Annotated in this window: 15 protein-coding genes; 13 read left to right on the forward strand and 2 right to left on the reverse strand. The window is 65.2% G+C overall.

The features are described from left to right. Positions 1 to 17 precede the first annotated feature (17 nt). A complete protein-coding gene (gene htpX / locus PSAL_RS15555; RefSeq protein WP_119838213.1) occupies positions 18 to 938 on the reverse strand; it encodes a zinc metalloprotease HtpX in 921 nt (306 codons plus the stop codon). Between the two features lie 180 nt (positions 939 to 1,118). On the opposite strand from htpX, the gene PSAL_RS15560 reads away from it, so the two are divergent. The 11 genes from PSAL_RS15560 (at position 1,119) to PSAL_RS15610 (ending at position 18,853) form a co-directional block, all read left to right on the forward strand. Further along, complete coding sequence (locus PSAL_RS15560; protein WP_196222723.1) at positions 1,119 to 1,934, forward strand: alpha/beta hydrolase; 816 nt, start codon at positions 1,119 to 1,121, stop codon at positions 1,932 to 1,934. 239 nt (positions 1,935 to 2,173) lie between these two features. Further along, the gene (locus tag PSAL_RS15565; protein WP_119838215.1) at positions 2,174 to 3,568 is read left to right on the forward strand and encodes a YncE family protein; all 1,395 of its coding nucleotides are present in this window, start codon (positions 2,174 to 2,176) and stop codon (positions 3,566 to 3,568) included. A 55-nt stretch (positions 3,569 to 3,623) separates the two neighbouring features. After that, positions 3,624 to 5,285 carry a (2,3-dihydroxybenzoyl)adenylate synthase gene (locus tag PSAL_RS15570; RefSeq protein ID WP_119838216.1) on the forward strand — a complete coding sequence of 554 codons (1,662 nt, stop codon included), beginning with the start codon at positions 3,624 to 3,626 and terminating at the stop codon, positions 5,283 to 5,285. Beyond that, on the forward strand, positions 5,282 to 5,530 hold the full coding sequence (locus tag PSAL_RS15575) for a phosphopantetheine-binding protein (protein WP_119838217.1): 249 nt from the start codon (positions 5,282 to 5,284) through the stop codon (positions 5,528 to 5,530). Before PSAL_RS15570 ends, PSAL_RS15575 begins: the two co-directional genes overlap by 4 nt. Further along, positions 5,527 to 9,468, forward strand: coding sequence for a non-ribosomal peptide synthetase (locus PSAL_RS15580; RefSeq protein ID WP_196222724.1), 3,942 nt, complete (start codon positions 5,527 to 5,529; stop codon positions 9,466 to 9,468). The genes PSAL_RS15575 and PSAL_RS15580 overlap by 4 nt, the downstream gene beginning before the upstream one ends. Positions 9,469 to 9,604: 136 nt before the next feature. After that, on the forward strand, positions 9,605 to 11,866 hold the full coding sequence (locus PSAL_RS15585) for a FepA family TonB-dependent siderophore receptor (RefSeq protein WP_231388543.1): 2,262 nt from the start codon (positions 9,605 to 9,607) through the stop codon (positions 11,864 to 11,866). Positions 11,867 to 12,156: 290 nt separating this feature from the next. Then, positions 12,157 to 13,440 (forward strand): efflux RND transporter periplasmic adaptor subunit, encoded by a 1,284-nt coding sequence (locus PSAL_RS15590; protein WP_231388544.1) that lies wholly within the window; start codon positions 12,157 to 12,159, stop codon positions 13,438 to 13,440. Between the two features lie 5 nt (positions 13,441 to 13,445). Further along, positions 13,446 to 16,550, forward strand: coding sequence for an efflux RND transporter permease subunit (locus PSAL_RS15595; protein WP_119838219.1), 3,105 nt, complete (start codon positions 13,446 to 13,448; stop codon positions 16,548 to 16,550). A 330-nt stretch (positions 16,551 to 16,880) separates the two neighbouring features. Further along, complete coding sequence (locus PSAL_RS15600) at positions 16,881 to 17,582, forward strand: response regulator transcription factor (protein WP_119838220.1); 702 nt, start codon at positions 16,881 to 16,883, stop codon at positions 17,580 to 17,582. An 85-nt stretch (positions 17,583 to 17,667) separates the two neighbouring features. Beyond that, a complete protein-coding gene (locus tag PSAL_RS15605) occupies positions 17,668 to 18,348 on the forward strand; it encodes a hypothetical protein (protein WP_119838221.1) in 681 nt (226 codons plus the stop codon). Positions 18,349 to 18,367: 19 nt separating this feature from the next. After that, on the forward strand, positions 18,368 to 18,853 hold the full coding sequence (locus PSAL_RS15610) for a HugZ family pyridoxamine 5'-phosphate oxidase (RefSeq protein WP_119838222.1): 486 nt from the start codon (positions 18,368 to 18,370) through the stop codon (positions 18,851 to 18,853). A gap of 51 nt (positions 18,854 to 18,904) precedes the next feature. On the opposite strand, the gene PSAL_RS15615 is transcribed toward PSAL_RS15610, so the two are convergent. Continuing rightward, positions 18,905 to 20,479: a lysine--tRNA ligase gene (locus tag PSAL_RS15615; protein ID WP_119838294.1), complete on the reverse strand. Its 1,575-nt coding sequence runs from the start codon at positions 20,477 to 20,479 to the stop codon at positions 18,905 to 18,907. A 134-nt stretch (positions 20,480 to 20,613) separates the two neighbouring features. Between PSAL_RS15615 and PSAL_RS15620 the strand changes: the two genes are divergently transcribed. Continuing rightward, the gene (locus PSAL_RS15620; RefSeq protein WP_119838223.1) at positions 20,614 to 21,039 is read left to right on the forward strand and encodes a tellurite resistance TerB family protein; all 426 of its coding nucleotides are present in this window, start codon (positions 20,614 to 20,616) and stop codon (positions 21,037 to 21,039) included. A gap of 152 nt (positions 21,040 to 21,191) precedes the next feature. Continuing rightward, positions 21,192 to 21,344, forward strand: coding sequence for a hypothetical protein (locus PSAL_RS15625; protein ID WP_196222725.1), 153 nt, complete (start codon positions 21,192 to 21,194; stop codon positions 21,342 to 21,344). Positions 21,345 to 21,360 lie beyond the last annotated feature (16 nt).

A 21,360-nucleotide genomic window follows, 5' to 3' on the forward strand; every position in this document is an offset into this window, starting at 1 on the left:
CGCCGGCTATGGCCGGCCTAGCCCCAGGGACCGCTTTTCGGACCCCTGGATTTCTGCGGCCGGGTTGCCGCCGGGCGGGTCACGAAGGCGGGGTCCTGGCCGCCCCCGACGCGGGCCATCTCGCGCAGGGCGGCGATGCGGTTCTCGGTCGCCGGGTGGGTCGAAAACAGCTTGTCGCGCTTGTGGGCGTGCAGCGGGTTGATGATGAACATATGCGCCGAGGCCGGGTTGCGTTCCGCCGTCTCGTTGTCGATCCGGGCCGCGCCCATGGCGATCTTTTCCAACGCCGAGGCCAGCCAGAGGGGATTTTGGCAGATCTCCGCCCCGGCCTTGTCGGCGGCATATTCGCGGGTCCGGCTTACGGCCATCTGCACCACTGCGGCGGCCATCGGCGCCAGCACCATCATCGCCAGCGTGCCCATCAGTCCCAGGCGTTCGCGCGACCCGCCGAAAAACAGCGCAAAGTTCGCCAGCATGGAAATCGCACCGGCAAAGGTCGCCGTCACGGTCATGATGGCGGTGTCGTGGTTGCGGATATGCGCCAGTTCATGGGCGATGACCCCGGCCAGCTCTTCGCGCCTGAGGCTGCGCAACAGGCCGGTCGATACCGCGACGGCCGCGTTCTGCGGATTGCGCCCGGTGGCAAAGGCGTTGGGTTGCGCGGACTCAAGGATATAGACCGCCGGCACCGGCAGGCCTGCATTTCCAGCAAGGCCCGCGACCAGTTCCAGCAGGCTATCGGCCTCGCCCGGACCGACGGCGCGGGCATTGTGCATCTTCAGCAGCGCCTTGTCGGAATTCCACCAGGTAAAGATGTTCATCGCGGCGGCCACGACAAGCGCGATCACCATGCCGCTGCTGCCCCCCAGGAGATAGCCGAGCCCCATGAAAAGCGCGGTCATCGCCGCCATCAACATGCCGGTCTTGATATATCCCATGGTCATCGCTCCTGCTGCAGCGGCTGGAAGGGCCGTCCTGTGAAGGATATAGGGGATGGCAAAGGCCGTGCAATGGGCCGCCCCGCGCAAGGGCGCGGGATGGCAGCCAGGACCAGACGCGGCGGGTCTGGCGATTGGATCGAAGGCAGGGACGATGCGGGCAAGGGGCAGTGTGCGAAGATGACGACATATCGCCAGCAGGTCCTGACCCATCCCGGCCCCCGTCCCGGCGCGGATTACCGCGTGACGCTGTTCCTGCCGGATTGTCCTGCGCCCCGCGGCGGCTTTCCCAGCATCTGGTATCTTGATGGCAATGCGGCGGCGGCGGATCTGGATGGGCAGGCCCTTGCCGGGATCGACCCTGATCGCGCGCCCGTGCTTGTCGCGCTGGGCCAGGCGGGGAAGGACCGCTTTGCCGGGCTTGAGCGGGCGCGCGATTACACGCCCGAAGGTGGCGCGCCGAGCGATCCGCGTGGTCGTCCAGCGGGCGGTGCCCCGGCCTTTCAGACCCTGCTGACCGATCACCTGATTCCCGCCGCCGAAGCCTGCTTTGCCGCCGATCCGGGCGCGCGGCAGCTTTGGGGGCATTCTTATGGCGGGCTTTTCGTGCTGCGCATGGCAATGCAGAGGACGGCGCCGGTTTTCGCGCGGTTTACGGCGGCCAGCCCGGCGCTTTGGTGGGATCACGCGCGGTTCCTGGGGGTGCTTCAGGCGGGGCTTCGCGCCGGGCAGGGGCCCTGCGCGCCGGTCGATCTGCATCTTGGGGGGGCGGAACGCGAACGCGCCAGCCGTCCTGCGGACCCTTCGGCGCAACCGCTGGTGCAGATGCGCGCCGCCCTGCCACCCGATGCACTGGGCGGCCTTGCCGATGATCTGGCCCGTGCCGGCAACAGCGGCGCCTTCACCGTCTTTCCCGGTCTCAGCCATGGGGAGACCTTCACCCGCTCGGTCCGCGAGGTTGCGTGGCGACCCTGGCCGGTCGCGCGGGCCAGGTAACGACCCCGTCACCGGATCAGGCTATTAGTTGACTGTCTTCGTCAGGATTATTAAGCCTGCACCCGTTCACCCTGCCCATGCCGGACATTTCCCGGTGGGCAGGCATGGCGGGGACAGGCCTTGGCCCCGCGCGTCTGGCCCCGGCCCGGCGGAGAAGCCACAGCGCTGCTGCAGCAAACAGGGCGGGATTTTGACGGAGACCGGGACACCGGCGTCTCCTTGCAGCGAAAGGTCGATACATGATTCTTCACAGGGTAACAGCGCGCGGCTGGCTGAAGGCCACCGCTCTGGCCGGCCTCGTGGCCGTTTCCGCAGGCGCGCTTCAGGCCGAGCCCTTCTCGGAACTTGGCAGCTTCTCGGGGCGTCTTGGCGCATCGAACGCCGAACGCGGGCCGATCATCGCAGGCAGCGAAGTGCTGCTGTCGGGGCGTGGTCTGGAACCGGGCCAGCAGGTCAGCCTGCGCCAGGACGGCGAAACGCTGGGTGATCCGGTGACTGCCGACGACAACGGTGAATTCACCTTCAGCGTCCAGATCCCCGAAGATGCCGCGCCGGGCGCCTATCCGGTGGTTGCCGAACTGTCCAACCCCGCCTTTGCCACGACCTTCGATGTGCGGGTCGCGCCGAACCTCGGCCCGATCGGCACCGAAGATTTCACCGTCGAAAGCCATGACGCCGTGCCCGGTCTCTATCAGGTGGCAGAGGCCCCGGACCTCGGCGCCGTCTTTGTCGCGGCTGCCAACGGCCGCCCGCCGGTCGAGAAATCCGATCTGGTTAAACTCGACCTCGACACGCTGGAAATCCTGGCCAAGGTCACCCCCGCGCCTGCCCCCGACCGTGAAGATGGCCGCGCGGGCGGTGTCTATGCCGTCTACGGCGTGGGCGTCGATGCGGAACGTGGTCAGGTCTGGGCCACCAACACCCGTCAGAACAGCGTCGCGGTCTATTCCGCCGACGACCTCACGCTGATCAAGCAGTTCGAAGACGGGATCGTCAGCCATCCGCGCGATGTCGTACTGTACGAGGGCAAGGCCTATGTCTCGGCCACCTTCACCCCGAACGTCGAAGTCTTTGACGCCGATACGCTGGAACATGTCGGCACGGTCGAGCTGACCTCGGGCAAGCGTGGCGAGACCTTCGGCACCGGCTCCATGTCGCTGGAACGCGCCAGCGGAACGCTGGTCGTCTCGGGCCTTGGCAGCAGCGAAGTCGCGCTGGTCGACCTGGCCACCGGCGAACAGACTGCCGTTTACGCAGTTGATGGTGCAGAACGTGTCATCGGCGTGGCCGAGGATCTGGAACGCAACCGGATCTACACCGCCAATGCCGGCACCGACGATGTCTCGATCCTTGATGCAGGCACCGGTGAGCTGATCAAGACGGTTCCCGTCGGCTCCAGCCCGCTGAACGTCGCCGTGCAGCCCGACAGCGGCCTGGTCTATGTCGCCGTGCGCAACTCGGGCACCGTGGTGGTCCTGAACGCCGATGGCGAAGTGGTCGGCAACCTCGAAGTCGGCTCCTACCCGAACCACCTGACGGCGGATTCCAAGGGCGGCATCCTGGTTGTGAACAAGCGCCAGGGCGACAACGACGAGACCGGGGACAAGGTCACCCGTATCACCCCGAAGATGTAAGCAATTCCCGGCCGCGCGGATCCCTCCGCGCGGCCGGACCTTTCGGAGATCCCCCATGAAGCCGCTTTCCCAGACCTGGCCCGATGATCTTGCCGCCCGCTACAAGGCGCGGGGCTATTGGCGTGGCGAGACCTTTCCGGCCATGCTGCGGGACCGTGCGGCGGAACATCCCGACCGTATCGCCCTGACCGAGGGCGATACGAACCTGACCTACGGCGCCCTGAACGCCCGCGCCCGAAGCTTTGGCGCCGGCCTGCTGGCGCGGGGCTACCAGCCCGGTGACCGGGTGTTGGTGCAGCTGCACAATTGCATCGAATTCTTTACCGCGACCTTCGGCCTTTTCGCCGCCGGTCTGGTCCCCGTCTATGCGTTGCCCGCGCATCGGCGGACCGAGGTGGACCACCTGCTGCGCAAATCCGAGGCCGTGGCGATGATCACCAAGGCGCGCATGGACGGCTTTGACCACGGGGCACTGGGCGCCGACCTGCTGGGGGACATCCCCGCACTGCGCGAGGTGATCCTGATCGGCGGGACGGGCGATGCCGCCGGGCTGCCCGATCTTGAAGGTATCAGCGGCGATCCCGCGACCCTGCCCGACGACCCCGATCCCCAGAGCGTCGCGCATGTCCAGATCTCGGGCGGGTCGACCGGCATGTCAAAGCTGATCCCGCGCACCCACGACGATTACATCTATACCCTGCGCGCCAGCAACGAGATCTGCAATGTCACCGCCGCCTCGGTCTATGGCGCGGTGCTGCCGGTGGCGCATAACTTCACCATGAGCAGCCCCGGCGTCTATGGCGCGCTTCATGCCGGGGCGCGGGTGGTTCTGTTCCCCTCTCCGGTGCCCGATGCGGCCTTTCCGCTGATCCGCCGCGAAGGTGTTACGATCACCGGGCTGGTGCCGCCGCTGGCCTTGCTCTGGCTGGATTCGGCGGACCGCAGCCAGGCCGATCTTGCCCCGCTGGAGGTGCTGCTGGTCGGTGGTGCGAAATTCCTGCCAGAGGCCGCCCGCCGGGTGACCCCGGTACTGGGCTGCACCCTGCAACAGGTCTTCGGCATGGCCGAGGGGCTTGTGAATTACACGCGCCTTGACGATGACCCGGCGGTGATCACCCAGACGCAGGGCCGCCCGATCAGCCCGGATGACGAGATCCTCGTGCTCGACGATGCCGGTCAGCCGGTGCCGGATGGCAGCCCCGGTCACCTGTTGACCCGGGGTCCTTACACGATTTCGGCCTATCACGACGAAGCAGGCGCCAATACGCGCAGCTTCGAGGATGGGTTCTATCGCACCGGCGATATCGTGATCCGCCATCCGTCCGGCCATCTGACGGTGCAGGGACGGGCGGGGGATCATATCAACCGCGCCGGTGAAAAGATCTCCGCCGAAGAGGTCGAAGATCACCTGCTGGCGCATCCGGGCGTCTTCGATGCGGTGGTCGTGTCGATCCCGGACAGCCATCTGGGCGAACGCATCGCCGCCTTCATCCAGCTGAAACAGGGCCAGGCCCTGCGCGCGCTCGATATCCGCAAGTTCATGCGGACCCGCCAGGTCGCACCCTTCAAGACGCCGGACGACATCCGCTTTGTCACCGAATTCGGCACCACCGCCGTCGGCAAGATCAGCCGCAAGGAACTGCGCAATCAGCTGCGCACCGCCGCGCTGGCCGAGGACGCCGCAGCAGACACGCCTACGGAAGCAGAAAATACATGACCCAGACCGCCCTTGCCCTGACCTGCGACCAGATGCGCGCCGATATCGCCAAGCAGATCGACCTGCCTCCGGAAGAGGTCGAGCCGGACGAGAGCCTTGTCGATCTCGGGCTGGATTCCATGCAGGTGATGACCCTGCTGATGAAATGGGGCGAAAAGGTCGAAGGCCTCGATTTTGCCCGCTTCATGGAGGCCGGGACATTGGCCGAATGGTGGGCCATCGCCGAAGCGGCGCAAGCCCGGTGACCAGGGTCCAGCCCTATCCGGCCGCCGCCCTGCCGCTGTCGGACAGCCAGGAAGGCATCTGGTACGCGCAGCGCCGCGACCCCGGCAGCCCGACCTTCATGACCGGGCAGGCCCTGCGGATGACCGGGCCGCTGGACCGCAACGCGCTGGCGCGGGCCATCGACCGTGTTGGGGCAGAGGCCGAATGCCTGTCGTTGCGGTTCACCGAAGGCCCCTCTGGTCCGGTGCACTGGATGGAGCCGGGCGGCGCCCCCGGTCTTGCGGTGCAGGACCTGTCGGGCGAAGCCGACCCGGAAGCCAGCCTTCAGGCCGCGCTTCTGGCCGAGGCGCAGCGCCCGGCCGACCTGTTTCATGGTCCCATAGCGGGTTTTACCCTGTGGATCCTGGGGCCCGAGGACCATGTGCTGAGCGAACGCATCCACCATCTGGCGGCGGATGGCTATGCGGTGATGCTGATCACCAACCGGATCGCCGCGCTTTACAACGCCTTCGCCAGGCAGACCGACCCGGACGAGGGCTTTCCCCCCTATGCCCAGGTGATCGAGGCGGAATATGCCTATCGCGACGGGCCGAAGCACGAAAAGGACCGCGCCTATTGGCACGAGACGCTGGCCGATCTGGGCCCTGTCGAGCCGATGGCCCCCGGCGAGGCGGTCGCCTCGCATTGGTTCCACCGTCACGAAATCCCCCTGCCGCCCGAGGCGCTGAGCCGCCTGCACGGGCTGTCGCGCGACATTTCGATGTCCTGGCCTGATATCCTGACCGCGCTGACCGGAGCCTATGTCGCCCGCTGCCTGCCCCCGGTGCCGGGCGAGGCGGATGCGCCGCGCGAGGTCACCCTGGGCGTGCCGCTGATGAACCGCATGGGGTCCAAAGCCGCGCGGGTGCCCTCGACGCTGGTCAATGTGCTGCCGCTGCGTGTGACCGTCGACGAGGACGCGCCCCTGGCCGAATGGCTCAAGACCGCCGGCCGGGCCATGGCCGGGATGCGCCGTCACGCCCGCTATCGCGGCGAGGCCCTGCGCCGCGAACTGGGCCGCGTCGGCTCGGGCCAGCGCCTGCATGGGCCGCTGGTCAATGTGCTGCCCTTCGATGCCCGCCCGAAGATGGTGGGTCTGGTGACGCATCTGCAGATCCTCGGGGCCGGGTCGGTGGACGACATTACCTTCTGCTATCGTGGTGACGGGCAGAGCCTGTTGGTGCAGACCGACGCCAACCCCGCGCTCTATGACGAGGCGACGACGCAGGCCCATACCGCGCGGCTGCTGCAGTTCCTTGCCACGGCTTTGCAGGCGCCCTGCCTGGCCAAGGTCGCCACCCTGACGCCGCAGGAGGTCCGGACCCACGTCACGACGCGCAATGCCACGTCCCATCCGGTGCCGGAGACGACGCTGGTCGCCCTGACCCGCGCCCAGGCCGCCGCCACGCCCGAGGCACCGGCGCTGGTCTGCGGCGATGAAACCCTGAGCCATGCCGAGCTTGACCGGCGCAGCACCGCGCTGGCCCGCCGTCTTGCCGGGCGCGGGATCGGGCCGGGCGACGTGGTTGCCGTGGCGCTGCCGCGTTCGACCGCGCTGATCCTTGCCCTTCAGGCAGTGATCCGCGCCGGGGCGGCCTATGTGCCGCTCGATCCCGAAGATGCCTCGGCCCGCCGGGCGGACATGCTGACCCGCGCGGCCCCAAGGCTGATCCTCGCCGCCGATGATTTCGACGCGGCCGGTGTCGCGCCGGTTCTGCCCCCCGAAGACTGGGACAAGGGACCGGAAGCCGAACCGCGGGCCCCCGCACCGGGCGATGCGGCCTATGTGCTGTTCACCTCCGGCTCGACCGGGCAGCCCAAGGGGGTGGTGATCGACCACCGCGCCATCGTGAACCGGCTGCTCTGGATGCGGGCGGAATACGGCTTTGGCCCCGGTGACCGGGTGCTGCAGAAGACGCCGACGACCTTCGACGTTTCGGTGTGGGAGCTGTTCCTGCCCTTCCTGTCCGGCGCCACGCTGGTCATGGCCCCGCCGGGGGCGCACCGCGATCCGGTGGCGCTGGCCGGACTGATCCGCGACCAGGATATCTCGGTCCTGCATTTCGTGCCTTCGATGCTGGCCCTGTTCCTCGCCGCGCCGGCTTCTGACGGGCTGGTGATCCCCAAGGTCTTCGCCAGCGGAGAAGCCTTGCCCGTGTCCCTGGCGCGTCAGTTTCACCAGCGGATCAAGGGGCGGTTGCACAACCTCTATGGGCCGACCGAAGCTGCCGTCGACGTGACCTTCCAGGAGGCGCGGGGGGATGAAACCGGGACCTCGGTGCCGATCGGCAAGCCTGTCTGGAACACCGGCTGCTATCTGCTGGACGACCGGCTGCGCCCGGTGCCCGACGGCGTGACGGGGCGGCTATACCTGGCGGGGCGGCAGTTGGCGCGCGGCTACCTTGGTCAGCCTGACCTGACGGCAGAGCGGTTCCCCCCCGATCCATTCGTTCCCGGTGCGCGGATCTATGACACCGGGGATCTCGCGACCATGGCGGGGGACGGCACGATCACCTACCAGGGGCGGGCCGATTTTCAGGTCAAGATCCGGGGCGTGCGGATCGAGCTGGGAGAGGTCGAAGATGCCCTGGCCCGCACCGGACTGGTGGCGCAATCCGCCGTTCTGGCGCCGATGGATCACGTCGGTCAGGCCCAGCTTGTCGCCTATGTGGTGCCGCAGGGGGGGGCTGATGCGTCCGCGATCCGGGCCGCCCTTGCGGCGCGGCTGCCGGCGATGATGATGCCCTCGGCCATTGTGCCGCTGGCGGCCTTTCCGCTGAATGCCTCGGGCAAGCTTGACCGCAAGGCGCTGCCGGCGCCGCAATTGCATGCCGATGCCCCGGCGCGCACCCTGCAACCGGGGACCGAGACCCGGCTGGCCGCGCTTTATGCCGAAACCCTTGGCCTGCCCGCCGCCACGCCCGAGACCGAGTTCTTTGCCGCTGGGGGCGACAGCCTGAAGGCCGTGCGGCTGACCCTGCGCATCGAAGAGGTCTTTGGCGTCGATCCCGGCCTTGGCACCCTGTTCGAAGCGCCGGTTCTCGCGGACCTCGCGCGGCGCCTTGACCGGGTGGTGGCCCGCGATGACGGGCTCGGCCCGATCGTGCATCTGTCGGCGCGTGCCCCGGCGCCGAGGGTGTTCGCGATCCATCCGGCGGGGGGGATTTCCTGGTGCTATCGCGGCTTTGCCCGGCATCTGCCCGGCTGGGACCTGGTGGGGGTGCAATCGCCGCTTCTGGACCCCGATGCCCCGCTGCCCGAAGACCTTGCCAGCCTCGCCCATGAATATTGCGACCGGATCGAAGCGCTGGCCCCCGACGGCTCGCTGCACCTGATGGGCTGGTCCCTTGGCGGCATCATCGCCCATGCCATCGCGGCCGAAGCCGAGGCGCGGGGACGCGAGATTGGCCTGCTGGCGCTGCTGGATGCCTATCCGTCGGACTGCTGGCGCGATGAGCCCGAGCCGGATGAACGCGCCGCAATCCGGGCGCTTCTGGCCATCGCGGGCCATGATCCGGATGCCTATCCCCATCTGGTCAGCCGCGACGATATCCTCGGGTTCCTGCGCGAGACCGGGCATCCGCTTGGCCAGCTTCCCGAGGCGGTGCAGCAAGGCGTCGTGCGTTCGGTACAGCAGACCAACAGGCTGGTGCGTGGACATCGCGAAAGACGTATCGCGGCGCCGCTGCTGCATGTCCATGCGCGGCTGGATCATGCAGGCAGCAACCGGGCCCCTGCGCTTTGGGCGCCCTATTGCGGTGGGGTGCAGGTGCTGGACCTCGACTGCCGCCATCCCGATGTGGTCGGACCGGCGCAGGCTGAATTCATCGCGCAGGAATTCCGTCGCAGAAAAACCGCTTTCTGTGACGCTGATGCGATTTTGCCACAGAGAGAGTTTTTCATACGGGAGTGTTCCTGAGCAATTTACTCGGATAACGGGCGCTCATATCACGACCCCCGAGGCACTTCCGTTTCATCCAGCCCGGGTCCACCGACCCCCTCTGCCAGAGACGACGTGTTCGGCCTCCTAACTCACTACTCCCAGGGGGACGACCATGACCATGCAAACCCGGCCCACCAGCCGGCGCTCGGCCTTTCTTGCGACCACCGCCCTGCTGATGGCGACGGCCCTTCCGGCCTTTGCCCAGGACGAAATCACCCTTGATGACAGCCTTTCGGACATGGAGACCTATGTCACCGAAGACGGCGAAGTCATCATGCTGGACGCGATCACCGTGCAGGCCGCATCGGATGAACTGAAACAATCCCTTGGCACCTCGGTGATCACGGCAGACGATCTGGAATCGCGCCCGGTCACCAACGACGTGTCCGAAGCGGTCCGCCGGATGCCCGGCGTCAACCTGACCGGCGCCTCGGCCACCGGCCAGCGCGGCAACCAGCGCCAGATCGACATCCGTGGCATGGGCCCGGAAAATACGTTGATCCTGGTCGATGGCAAGCCCGTGCTGTCGCGCAACTCGGTCAAGATGGGCCGGGGCGGCGAACGCGACACCCGCGGCGATTCCAACTGGGTTCCCGCCGAAATGGTCGAGCGGATCGAGGTCATCCGTGGCCCGGCGGCCGCCCGTTACGGTTCCGGCGCGGCCGGTGGTGTGGTCAACATCATCACAAAGGTCCCGGAAGAAGAGACCTTTACCTTCAGCCTGTTCTACGAGCAGCCCGAAAGTGACCTGGAAGGCGCCAACGGGCGGACCAACTTCCTTTGGGCCAAACCGCTTGGCGACAACCTGAGCTTCCGCCTGATCGGGAACTACAACAAGTCCGACGGGGATGATCCGTCGCTGAACGCCTCGTCCGTCGAAGAGGGCGACACCATCCTGGCCGGCAACGAAGGCGTCGTGAACAAGGACGTCTCGACCCTGCTGCGTTGGGATGTCGACGATTTCAACCGCATCGATTTCGAACTGGGTTACAGCCGTCAAAGCAACATCTACGCCGGTGACACTCAGCTTGGCAGCACCGACGAGCTGACCGAAGGCTTGGCCGACGAAGGTGCCGAAACCAACATCATGCAGCGGACCACGGCGGCGATCACCCACACGGGCGACTATGCCTTTGGTGAGCTGACATCCTACCTTCAGTACGAGCATTCGGACAATAACCGTCTGAGCGAAGGCGCCTCGGGTGGCGGTGAAGGCCGGATCAATTCGACCGAGGACTGGACCACGACGCTGCTCGACAACGTCACGGCGAAAAGCGAGCTGGACATCGACGGCTCCTTCATGGGGCACGAGACGGTCTGGACGCTGGGCGGCGAAGTTCGCTACGAGCGCATGAACAACACCGATCTGATCACCTCGCGCGGGGATATCGACTTCGACTACGGTGATACCTCGGCCTCTGCAGCGGACCGCGATCCGATCAGCTCGCAGACGATCATCGGCCTCTATGGTGAAGCCAACATCCTTTACGGCGATGCCACCACCATCACCCCGGCGTTCCGGGTCGATTATGCCGATACTTTCGGCATGAATGTCTCGGGCGGGCTCAATGCCTCGGTCGACGTGTCGCCGTCCTGGAAGATCAAGACGGGATACGCGGCCGCCTTCAAGGCGCCGAACCTCTACCAGCTGAACCCCAACTACATCTACACGACCCGCGGCAACGGCTGCCCTTATCCCTACAACGGCGACGGACCCTGCTATGTCCTGGGCAACGAGGATCTGGACCCGGAAACCAGCCTGAACTTCGAACTCGGCACCGCCTATGACGGTCCGAACGGGCTGAGCGGGACGCTGACCTATTTCCACAACGATTACCGCGACAAGATCCAGTCCGGCACAGAACAGCTGGCCTATATCACCGTCGGGGCCGATCAGTATCGTGTCTACCAGTGGGTCAACATCCCCGAAGCCGAAGTTTCGGGTCTTGAAGGCAACATCAACTACATCGTCTCGTCCAGCGTCAGCTTCAACGCCAACTTCACCTACATGATCACCTCGAAAAACAAGCAGACCGGCGATCCGCTGAGCCTGGTGCCCGAGTACACGATCAACGCCTCGGTCAACTGGGACGTGAACGACAAGCTGACGCTTATCCCGTCGGTGGTTCACTACGGTGAAATCGACGCGGCTTCGACCAATGCCGCCACCGGCTATGCCTATGACGACACGGATTCCCGTGATCCTTATACGCTGGTCAATTTCGGCGGCACCTATGACGTGAACGAAGACTTCGCCGTGAACTTCGGGGTGAAGAACGTCTTCGACACTTCGGTCCTGCGGTCGGGCGATGGCGCGAACACCTTCAATGAACCGGGCCGGTCCTACTATGTCGGCCTGACCAAGACCTTCTGATCCAAGGGGTTTCCGGGCCGGTCAGCGTTCTGGAAACCGAAAGGCCCCGGACAGGTTCCGGGGCCTTTTTGCGTCGCCCTGCCGTGGGGCGTGCCGCCCCGGTGCCCCCGCGATCCGGGGGGCAGGGAACGCCATCTGCCTGCCAGTCGGGCAGATGAATTTCGCGAAGCCGCATGTGCAGGGCATGTCGCGAAAAGTTGTGCTTCAAGCCGGCGGAAAATCCGACCCAATCCGTGCTACCAAGAGCCCCGGTCTGGAAAGGCCCGCGACTCGACGGATTTGGAGAACAGATGACCGCCCCACGCCCCCTGACGCAGATCGCGGCCAGACAGTCACGTCCCCCCTTGCGCCCCGTTACCGGCCGCCGCGCCATGGCCCTTGCGGCCGGCTGTGTGCTTGGCCTGCTGATCGCCCTGCCGGGCGCCGCAGAGGCCCAGTTCCGGGGTGGCCCCAAAGGCCCGACCGAGGTCGGTGTGGTCCTGCTGGAAAGCGGTCTCGTGCCCTATACGGTGACCCTGCCGGGGCGCGCCGTCGCCCATGACGAGACCGAGATCCGCCCCCGTGTCGAAGGTATCATCGACGAGATTTCTTATCGCGCCGGCAGCGAGGTCGAGGTTGGTGACCTGTTGTTCCGTCTGGATTCGGACACCTATGCCCTGGCTCTGGACGCGGCCGAAGCGGGTCGGGACAGCGCCTTGTCGGCACTGGCCGTGGCCCAGGCGACAGTTGATCGCTATGAAAAACTGACCTCGGCGGCGATCACCCAGGCGGATCGTGATACCGCGACGGCGACGCTGGCTTCGGCCCGTGCCACCCTGGCGGCGTCCCGTGCGGCGTTGCAATCGGCGCAGCTGAACCTGGACCGGACCGAGATCCGCAGCCCGATTTCGGGCATTGTCGGCCTGTCGGAGTTTTCCGTCGGTGCGCTGGTGACCGCCAATCAAAGCGATGCCCTGGCCACGGTCACGCGAGTCGATCCGATCTATGTCGATGTGCAGGAAAGCTCGGCCCGGATGCTGCGCAACCGCGCGCGGATGCAGGAGGGATCGCTGGTGCCGAACGAGAAGGTCGACATCCAGCTGGTGTTGGAAACGGGTCAGGTCTACGAGGGCCCCGGCACGCTTGTCACGCCCTCGACCGAAGTGTCGACCACCACCGGCACAGTGGATTTCCGCTTTGAATTCGACAACCCCGAACGGCTGATCCTGCCGGGTCAGTTCCTGCGCGTCAGCGCCACGGTCGGCAGCGTCGAGGCGATCCTTGTGCCGCAACGCGCCACCTCGCGCAGTTCCGACGGCACGCTGACGGCCTTCATCGCCGTGGACGGCACGGCCAAGCAGGTCACCCTGACGACCCAGGGCGCCTATGAGAACGCCTGGATCGCCACCGAAGGCGTCGAGGCGGGCGACAGCCTGATCGTCGATGGCCTGCGCGACCTCAAGGCGGGGGCCGAGATCAAACCGGTGCCGGTCACCATAGATGCCGACGGCATCGTGGTCGATCAGGCGCAGGGCGCGGCTGCCGAGACCGGGCCCGGACCGGGGCCTGATCCCGAAACGGTTGGCGGGAACTAGGCATCATGGTCAATTTCTTCATTCACCGCCCGGTCTTCGCCTGGGTGCTTGCCATCGTGACCATGCTTGCCGGGGCCTTTTCCTTTACCCAGCTTCCGGTCTCGCAATACCCCGAAATCGCGCCGACCACGATCCGCATCTCGGCCAGCTACTCCGGGGCCACGGCGGATGCGGTGCAGAATTCCGTCACCTCGGTCATCGAGGACAGCCTGACCGCGATCGACGGGATGCTCTACATGGTTTCCTCCTCGCGAGAGGGGAGTTCCTCGGTCACGCTGACCTTCGATGAAAGCGTCGTGCCCGTGGATGCCCAGAACGAGGTCCAGTCCAAGGTCAGCCAGATCGAAAGCCAGCTGCCCGACAAGGTGCAGTCCAGCGGCGTGACGGTCACGCGGTCGTCGGATTCCATCCTTATGGTCGGGGCGCTGGTGTCGCCCGACGGGCGCTATTCCACGATCGAGCTTGGCGATATCCTCGACAACATGATCAGTGGCCCGGTGCAGCGTACCGAAGGCGTCGGCAGCGTGAACATCTTCGGTTCGGGCTACGCGATGCGCATCTGGCTCGATCCGCTGAAACTGGCGCAGTATCAGCTGACGCCTTCGGATGTGACCAGTGCGGTCGAGGCCCAGAACACCACCGTCTCCGTCGGCTCGCTCGGCGATCTGCCCACCACGCAAGGGCAGCAGTTCACCGCCACGATCACGGCGCAAAGCCAGCTGACCTCGGCAGCGCAATTCGAACAGATCCTGCTTAAGGTCGAAGAAGACGGCTCGGCGGTCTTCCTCGGAGACGTGGCGCAGGTCGAAATCGGGCAGGAAGACTACGGTACCAATGCCTATTTCAACGCCGAAAACGCCGCCGGTTTCGGCGTCAACCTTTCGACCGGGGCCAATGCGGTGGACACGGCGGCGGCGGTGCGCGCCACGCTGGCCCGGCTGCTGCCCGCGCTGCCCGACGGGGTGCAGGTGGAAACCGCCTATGACACCTCGCCCTTCGTCGAACTGTCGATCGAAAAGGTCTATCACACGCTGATCGAAGCAGTGATCCTCGTGCTGCTGGTGATCCTGATCTTCCTGCAGAAATGGCGCGCGACGCTGATCCCGATCATCGCCGTGCCGGTGGTCCTTCTGGGCACCTTCACGGTGCTGGCGGCCTTCGGCTATTCGATCAACACGCTGACCATGTTCGCCATGGTGCTGGCCATCGGCCTGCTTGTCGATGATGCCATCGTGGTGGTCGAGAACGTCGAACGGGTGATGGAAGAAGATGGCCTCGACCCGCTGGAAGCCACCGTGAAAAGCATGGGCCAGATCACCGGGGCGTTGGTCGGCATCGCGCTGGTCCTGTCGGCGGTCTTCCTGCCGATGGCCTTCATGACCGGCTCGACAGGGGTGATCTACAAGCAGTTCTCGATCACCATCATCACCGCCATGGTGCTGTCGGCGCTGGTCGCACTGATCCTGTCGCCGGCACTATGCGCCACCTTGCTGCGCTCGTCCAAAGAGGGCAGCAGCATCGCCCCGGCGCGCTGGTTCAACCGAAATTTCAACCGGGTGACACGGGGCTATTCCGGCATCGTCCGGCGTTTCCTGAAGGCGCCCTTCATCATGCTGGTGCTGCTGGCCGCGGTCACATTCGGGGCGGGCGCGATCTATACCAAGCTGCCGTCGTCCTTCCTGCCGGAAGAGGATCAGGGCGTGATGATGGTGATCGTCCGCCTGACCGAAGGTTCGACCACCGCGCAGACCAAGGCCGTGGTGGACCAGATCGATGCCTACCTGCGCACCGAGGAAGCCGAGGCCGTGGAAAGCACCTTTGCCACGCTCGGCTTCGGGTTCGGCGGGTCGGGGCAGAATGCCGCGATGGTCTTTGCCAAGCTGAAGGATTTCGAGGACCGCGAAGGCGACGGCGCGACCGCCGGCGAAGTCGTGGGGCGGGGCAACGCCCGTTTCGGCAACCTGCGCGCCGGGCGGGTCTTCTTCATCCAGCCACCGGCCATTCCGGGGCTGGGCAATACCTCGGGCTTTTCGATGTACCTGATCGACCAGGCGGGCAACGGGCTGACGGCCCTGCGCACCGCTGCGGCCGAGCTTGAGGCGCAGGCCACCGCGGATCCGCGTGTGCAGAACCTGCGCGTGACCGGGGATGAAGACGAGGCCGTGTTGCAGATCAACCTCGATCAGCAGAAGGCCGAAAGCTTTGGCGTCTCGCTGTCCAGCGTCAACGCGCTGCTGTCGATCATCTTCTCGGGCTCTTCGGTCAACGATTTCAACATGAACGGCAATCTGCGCCCCGTGATGGTGCAGGGGGGCGCGGAATTCCGCATGCAGCCCGAAGACATCGCCAGTTGGTACGCCCGCAACGATGCCGGAGAGATGGTGCCCTTTGCCTCCTTCATGACCACGGACTGGGTGTCGTCCTTTCCGTCGCTGGCGCGCTATGGCGGGACCTCGGCCATGTCGATTTCCGGGTCGCCCACGGCCGGAACATCTTCGGGCGATGCAATTGACGCGATGGAGGAAATCGTCGCCGGCATCGACGGGGACTTCGACGTGGCCTGGACCGGGCTGTCCTATCAGGAACTGCAATCCGGGAACCAGGCGCCCTACCTTTATGCGCTTTCGGTGCTCGTGGTCTTCCTGTCGCTGGCCGCGCTGTACGAAAGCTGGTCGATCCCCTTCTCGGTCATGCTGGCGGTGCCGGTCGGTATCTTGGGCGCGCTTACGGCGGCCTGGTTCGCGGGCGGCGACAATGACGTCTACTTCAAGGTGGGCATCCTGACGACCATCGGGCTGGCGGCCAAGAACGCCATCCTGATCGTCGAGTTCGCCAAGGATCTGGAGGCCGAAGGCAAGGAACTGGTCGAAGCCACGATCCAGGCCGCGCGGATGCGGCTGCGGCCCATCCTGATGACCTCCTTCGCCTTCATGCTGGGGGTGGTGCCGCTTGCCACCGCCAGCGGGGCCGGGGCGGCGGCGCAGAACGCCATCGGCATCGGCGTGTTGGGTGGCATGGCCGCGGCGACCTTCATCGGTGTCTTCATGATCCCCAGCTTCTATGTCTTCGTGCGCCGGATGGCGGACCGTACGTCGCGCCGCAAGGCCTGAACGTCTGTCACGTGCTCCCGCGTCCTTCGGTTGCGAACCGGAGGGCGCGGAGTCGGCGCCCGTGCCCTTCCGACAAGTTTTCATTAACCAAGCTGATGAATTGGTTTACCTTTTTTTGGATTTCCCGAGACGCGGGGCGTTCAATATCGTATTCATGATGTAAGGACGCCCTGCCGGCACCGAAGACGGGATCTTCGCGACCGGGCCGGGCGTCAGTGGCAAAGCCGCGCTTTCAAGAAAACTCGTGTGACGGTGTGGGCCGCTTCTGCGCCCGTGATCGTCAGCGCATTCCCCCACATTCGTCGCTTCTGCAGGAACAGGAGACCCGAGATGCGCCTTCTCGTGACGGATACGACCTGGAATATCGCCGGCCTTGCCCATAACCTGGGCAAGGAAGGTTTCTACATTTCCGAAGCGGCCAATGCCGAGGAAACCCTGGAATTCGCAGCCTCGGCCGAGATCGATGCCATTCTGGTCGATCCCGATATGCCCGACATGCCGGCGGTGAAGCTGGTCGCGCGTCTGCGGATGGCCCATCCGCATCTGGTGATCTGCGTCGTGTCGCGGCGCAATACCGATGAAATCCGGGCCCCGTTCCTGATTGCCGGCGCCGACGACGTGATCGAATGGCCCGACCGAACCCAGGAAATCGCGGCGCGGCTCAGGGCTTTTGTGCGCCGGGCGGCGGGGTTCGCCTTGCCGGTGCTGGAAACCGGGGGGCTGCGGCTGGATTTGGGGCAGATGAAGCTGCACTACGAAGAGATGCCGATCCACCTGACACGCGTGGAATACGAGATGATCGAGATGCTGATGCTGCGCAACGGCCGGATCGTCACCCGCGATCAGATCATGATGCAGATCTACGCCTGGGAAGACGAACCGGACCCCAAGATCATCGACGTCTACACCTGCCGCATCCGCGCCAAGCTGGCCGCGATCGGTGCGCCGGACGACCTGATCGTGACTTGCTTCGGGCAGGGCCTGCGCATCCCCTATCTGGTCGAACCCCCACGCAAGACCGAGGCGGCCTGAGGTCCAGCACGCACGCATGTTAGCAAAACGTTAACCACGACCCGCGAGACTTTAACGGCCCGGAAGAAACGGGCGGAGTCTACGGATGCACCGGGCGGCAACCTTTTTGATCGGAATCGCGACGTCCTTGGGCGTCGGGCAGGCGCAGGCGGGGGCCTGGCCGCGCGGCGAGGGCAATCATTTTGTCTCGTCAGCGGTATACCTGCATCAGGGGAAGGACAGCGATTGGACCTCGCTGACTTATTTCCACGAATATGGCCTGACCCCGGACCTGACCATCGGGGCCGACATTGGCGGGGCGATTTCCGATGTCGGCAAGGCGGTCCTGTTTCTGGCCTATCCGCTGCCGCCGATGTTCGGGTTGAACATCGGCGGCCAGATCGGCATCGGCACGGTCGATCGCCAGCCGGTGTTGCGTCCGGGGATTTCCTTTGGGCGCGGGTCGGAAAAACCTTCCGGCTGGATCGTCACCGATGCGGTGCTGGAATATTTCATCGACGACCAGACCTATGACTGGAAGGTCGACACCACCTTCGGGCTGAACGTGACCGAGGGGCTGAAGCTGTATGGGCAGATCCAGTCGGGCCAGATCTATGGCGATCTGCCCTATGCCCGGCTGGAAGGGTCGGCGGCGGTCCGGTTGCGGCCGGGGCTGGACCTTGACCTCGGGGCCTCGTCGGGGCTGTACAACAGTGATGACCTGCGGCTGAAGATCGGCATCTGGCGCAGTTTTTTAAGGTTTCACCGGGCTTTTGACCGCGCCTGACCCGCGCTAGGGTGCGGGCATGACAGACCCCTTTCGCCCGGTGGGCGACGGCGCCCGCGCCACGGCCGTGACCCTGATGCAACTGCCCCATGCTGCCCTTGCCACGCTGACCGGGCAGGGGGCGCCCTTCGTGACGCGCATCGCCCTGGCGCGGGATCCCGGCGGCGTGCCCCTGACACTGGTGTCCCGGCTGGCGCTGCACACCGAGGCCCTGCTGACCGGCGCGTCCTGTTCACTGCTGCTGGGAGAACCGGGGGACAAGGGCGACCCGCTGACCCACCCGCGCCTGACCGTGCAGGCCCGGCCGGCGCCGGTGCTGCGCGATGATCCCGGCTTTGACGATTTGGCGCAGCACTACATCAGCCAGCGTCCCAAGGCGCAGCTTTACATCGGGTTCACGGATTTCCTGTTGGTGCGCCTGATGCCCGAGACCGCGTTTCTGAACGGTGGCTTCGGCAAGGCCTATCGCCTGACGCCCGGCGATCTTGGTCTGGCATCGCCCTGACATGAAAACGGCCCCCGCAGGGGCCGCCCATGATCGTCTTTCAAAAACGGATCAAAGCAGATCGCCGGCCAGCGCGCGGTCGATCAGATCGGCCGTTTCCGCGACGCCATAGAGCGCGATGAAACCACCGAACCGCGGGCCCTGGCTGGCACCCAGAAGCACCTCGTAAAGGCAGGAGAACCACTGCTTCATCGGGTCGAACCGATCCCGGCCGACGGTATAGACCACCGATTGCAGCCCCTCATCGGTCATCTCGCCGTCATGGGCCCGAAGCGCGTCGCGCAGCGCTTCCAGCGCCTCGCGCTCGGCGTCGGTCGGGGCTCGGAAGACCTTGCCGGGTTTCACGAAGTCATTGTAGTAGCGCACCGCGAAACCGGCGGCCTGATCCATCTGGGGGTTCGCCTCGGGGCTGGCTTCGGGCGCGTAACGGCCGATGAAGCCCCAAAGGGTCTCCTTGTCCTCGGCACCCGAGACCGAGGCGAGGTTCAGCAGCATAGAGAAGGGCACGACCATGTCGCTGGCCGGCACGTCGCCGCCGTGGATATGCCAGACCGGGTTGGCCAGCTGGCCCTTGGCATCCTGATCGGGATAGGCACGCAGCTGCTGGTGATATTCGTCCATCGCCCGCGGGATCACGTCAAAGAACAGCCGCTTGGCGGTCTTGGGCTTCTGGAACATGAAGTAGCTCAGGCTCTCGGTGCTGGCATAGCTCAGCCATTCGTCGATCGAGATCCCGTTGCCGCTGGATTTCGAGATCTTCTGGCCCTTGTCGTCGAGGAACAGTTCATACGTGAAATGCTCGGGCTTCTTGCCGCCGAGGATCTCGCAGATGCGGTCGTAGATCGGCGTGTTGGTGGAATGGTCCTTGCCGTACATCTCGAAATCCACGGCCAGCGCGGCCCACCGGGCGCCGAAGTCGGGCTTCCACTGCAGCTTCACGTTTCCGCCCGTCACGGGCAGGGTCCATTCGCGGCCGTCTTCGTCGTCGAAGGTGACGGTGTAATCGGTCGCGTTGACCTCTTTCATCGGGACGTAAAGCACGCGCCCGGTTTCCGGATGGATCGGCAGGAAGATGGAATAGGTCTGCTGGCGTTCCTCGCGCAGGGACTTCAGCATCACCTTCATCACGTCATCGTATTTCTCGACGGCGCGTTTCAGCACCTCGTCGAAGGCACCGGAGGCATAGAATTCCGTGGCCGAGAAGAACTCGTACTCGAAGCCGAAGGTATCGAGGAACCGGCGCAGCATGGCGTTGTTGTGATGGCCGAAGCTGTCGAATTCGCCGAAGGGATCGGGGACACTGGTCAGGGGACGGTGCAGGTTTTCCTTCAGCAGGTCCTGGTTTGGGACGTTGCCGGGGACCTTGCGCATGCCGTCCATGTCGTCGCTGAAACAGATCAGCCGGGTCGGGATGTCGCTGATTTCCTGGAAAGCACGGCGGATCATCGTGGTGCGCAGCACCTCACCGAAGGTGCCGATATGGGGCAGGCCCGAGGGGCCGTAGCCGGTTTCGAACAGGACGTGGCCGGATTTCGGCGGAGTCTTCTCGTAACGCTTCGCCAGGCGGCGGGCCTCTTCGAAAGGCCAGGCCTTCGATTCCAGTGCAGCAGCGCGCAGATCGGACATGATCGTCTCCATAGAACAGGGCAACCCCTTCGCCGGGGCCTGCGCTTCCTATTGTGCGGGGGCGGAGAGGTCAATATTCTGAAGGGAAAGCCCCTGCGACGCGGTTTCGTCGCGGATCCCAAGGAAGGACCCCCATGGCCCCCACACCTCCCCATACGCTGTCATCGCAGGATTGCCTCGTGCTGCTGATGATCGCGGTTTCCGTTTCCGACCAGAACGTGCGGACTGCCGAGCTGATCAAGATCGAGAACCAGGTGAATACCCTGCCGATCTTCGGCGCCTATGACGACAGTCGCATCCAGCAGATGTCGCTGATCGTGTTCGAACTGTTTTCCGAAGAAGACGGGTTGGATGCGCTGTTCGGCCTGATCCGCGACAACCTGCCCGCGCGGCTGTTCGAGACCGCCTATGCGCTGGCCTGCGATGTGGCCGCCGCCGATGGCACCTTGCGCGAAGCCGAGCTGCGCCTGCTGGAAGAGATCCGCTATGAGCTGGATCTGGACCGGCTTCATGCCGCCGCGATCGAGCGTGGCGCGCGCGCGCGCCACCTGACCGAGTGAGTCACCCTGCGCGATAGGCAAGGTCCCGCCCAACCCGCGCAGATAGCTAGAATGCTGACCTCTTCGTGAGCCTGTGTGTCTTGCAAGAATCCCCATCCGGGGCAAATTGGCAGGCGAGCAGACAAGAACGACTCACAAAAGGGAGCAGTCACATGAAACGCAGGTTTCTCATCATCGGTCTGGGCGTTCTATGCCTGATGCCGATCCTCGGCGCCTATGTCGAAAAGACCATGCCGGAAGGCGCGGTGCTGAAGGCGGTGCGCCTTCAGGCCGACAAGCCAGAGCCGCGGCATTGGGTCTATTGATCGCTGCCTGGGCAGG

This window comes from Pseudooceanicola algae, assembly GCF_003590145.2.
Lineage (GTDB): Bacteria > Pseudomonadota > Alphaproteobacteria > Rhodobacterales > Rhodobacteraceae > Pseudooceanicola > Pseudooceanicola algae.

What these genes read in the sequence shown, in the direction of transcription:
- htpX (WP_119838213.1), bottom strand. Translation starts at nt 938, where the DNA reads ATGGGATATATCAAGACCGGCATGTTGATGGCGGCGATGACCGCGCTT.
- PSAL_RS15560 (WP_196222723.1), top strand. Translation starts at nt 1,119, where the DNA reads ATGACGACATATCGCCAGCAGGTCCTGACCCATCCCGGCCCCCGTCCC.
- PSAL_RS15565 (WP_119838215.1), top strand. Translation starts at nt 2,174, where the DNA reads ATGATTCTTCACAGGGTAACAGCGCGCGGCTGGCTGAAGGCCACCGCT.
- PSAL_RS15570 (WP_119838216.1), top strand. Translation starts at nt 3,624, where the DNA reads ATGAAGCCGCTTTCCCAGACCTGGCCCGATGATCTTGCCGCCCGCTAC.
- PSAL_RS15575 (WP_119838217.1), top strand. Translation starts at nt 5,282, where the DNA reads ATGACCCAGACCGCCCTTGCCCTGACCTGCGACCAGATGCGCGCCGAT.
- PSAL_RS15585 (WP_231388543.1), top strand. Translation starts at nt 9,605, where the DNA reads ATGACCATGCAAACCCGGCCCACCAGCCGGCGCTCGGCCTTTCTTGCG.
- PSAL_RS15590 (WP_231388544.1), top strand. Translation starts at nt 12,157, where the DNA reads ATGACCGCCCCACGCCCCCTGACGCAGATCGCGGCCAGACAGTCACGT.
- PSAL_RS15595 (WP_119838219.1), top strand. Translation starts at nt 13,446, where the DNA reads ATGGTCAATTTCTTCATTCACCGCCCGGTCTTCGCCTGGGTGCTTGCC.
- PSAL_RS15600 (WP_119838220.1), top strand. Translation starts at nt 16,881, where the DNA reads ATGCGCCTTCTCGTGACGGATACGACCTGGAATATCGCCGGCCTTGCC.
- PSAL_RS15605 (WP_119838221.1), top strand. Translation starts at nt 17,668, where the DNA reads ATGCACCGGGCGGCAACCTTTTTGATCGGAATCGCGACGTCCTTGGGC.
- PSAL_RS15610 (WP_119838222.1), top strand. Translation starts at nt 18,368, where the DNA reads ATGACAGACCCCTTTCGCCCGGTGGGCGACGGCGCCCGCGCCACGGCC.
- PSAL_RS15615 (WP_119838294.1), bottom strand. Translation starts at nt 20,479, where the DNA reads ATGTCCGATCTGCGCGCTGCTGCACTGGAATCGAAGGCCTGGCCTTTC.
- PSAL_RS15620 (WP_119838223.1), top strand. Translation starts at nt 20,614, where the DNA reads ATGGCCCCCACACCTCCCCATACGCTGTCATCGCAGGATTGCCTCGTG.
- PSAL_RS15625 (WP_196222725.1), top strand. Translation starts at nt 21,192, where the DNA reads ATGAAACGCAGGTTTCTCATCATCGGTCTGGGCGTTCTATGCCTGATG.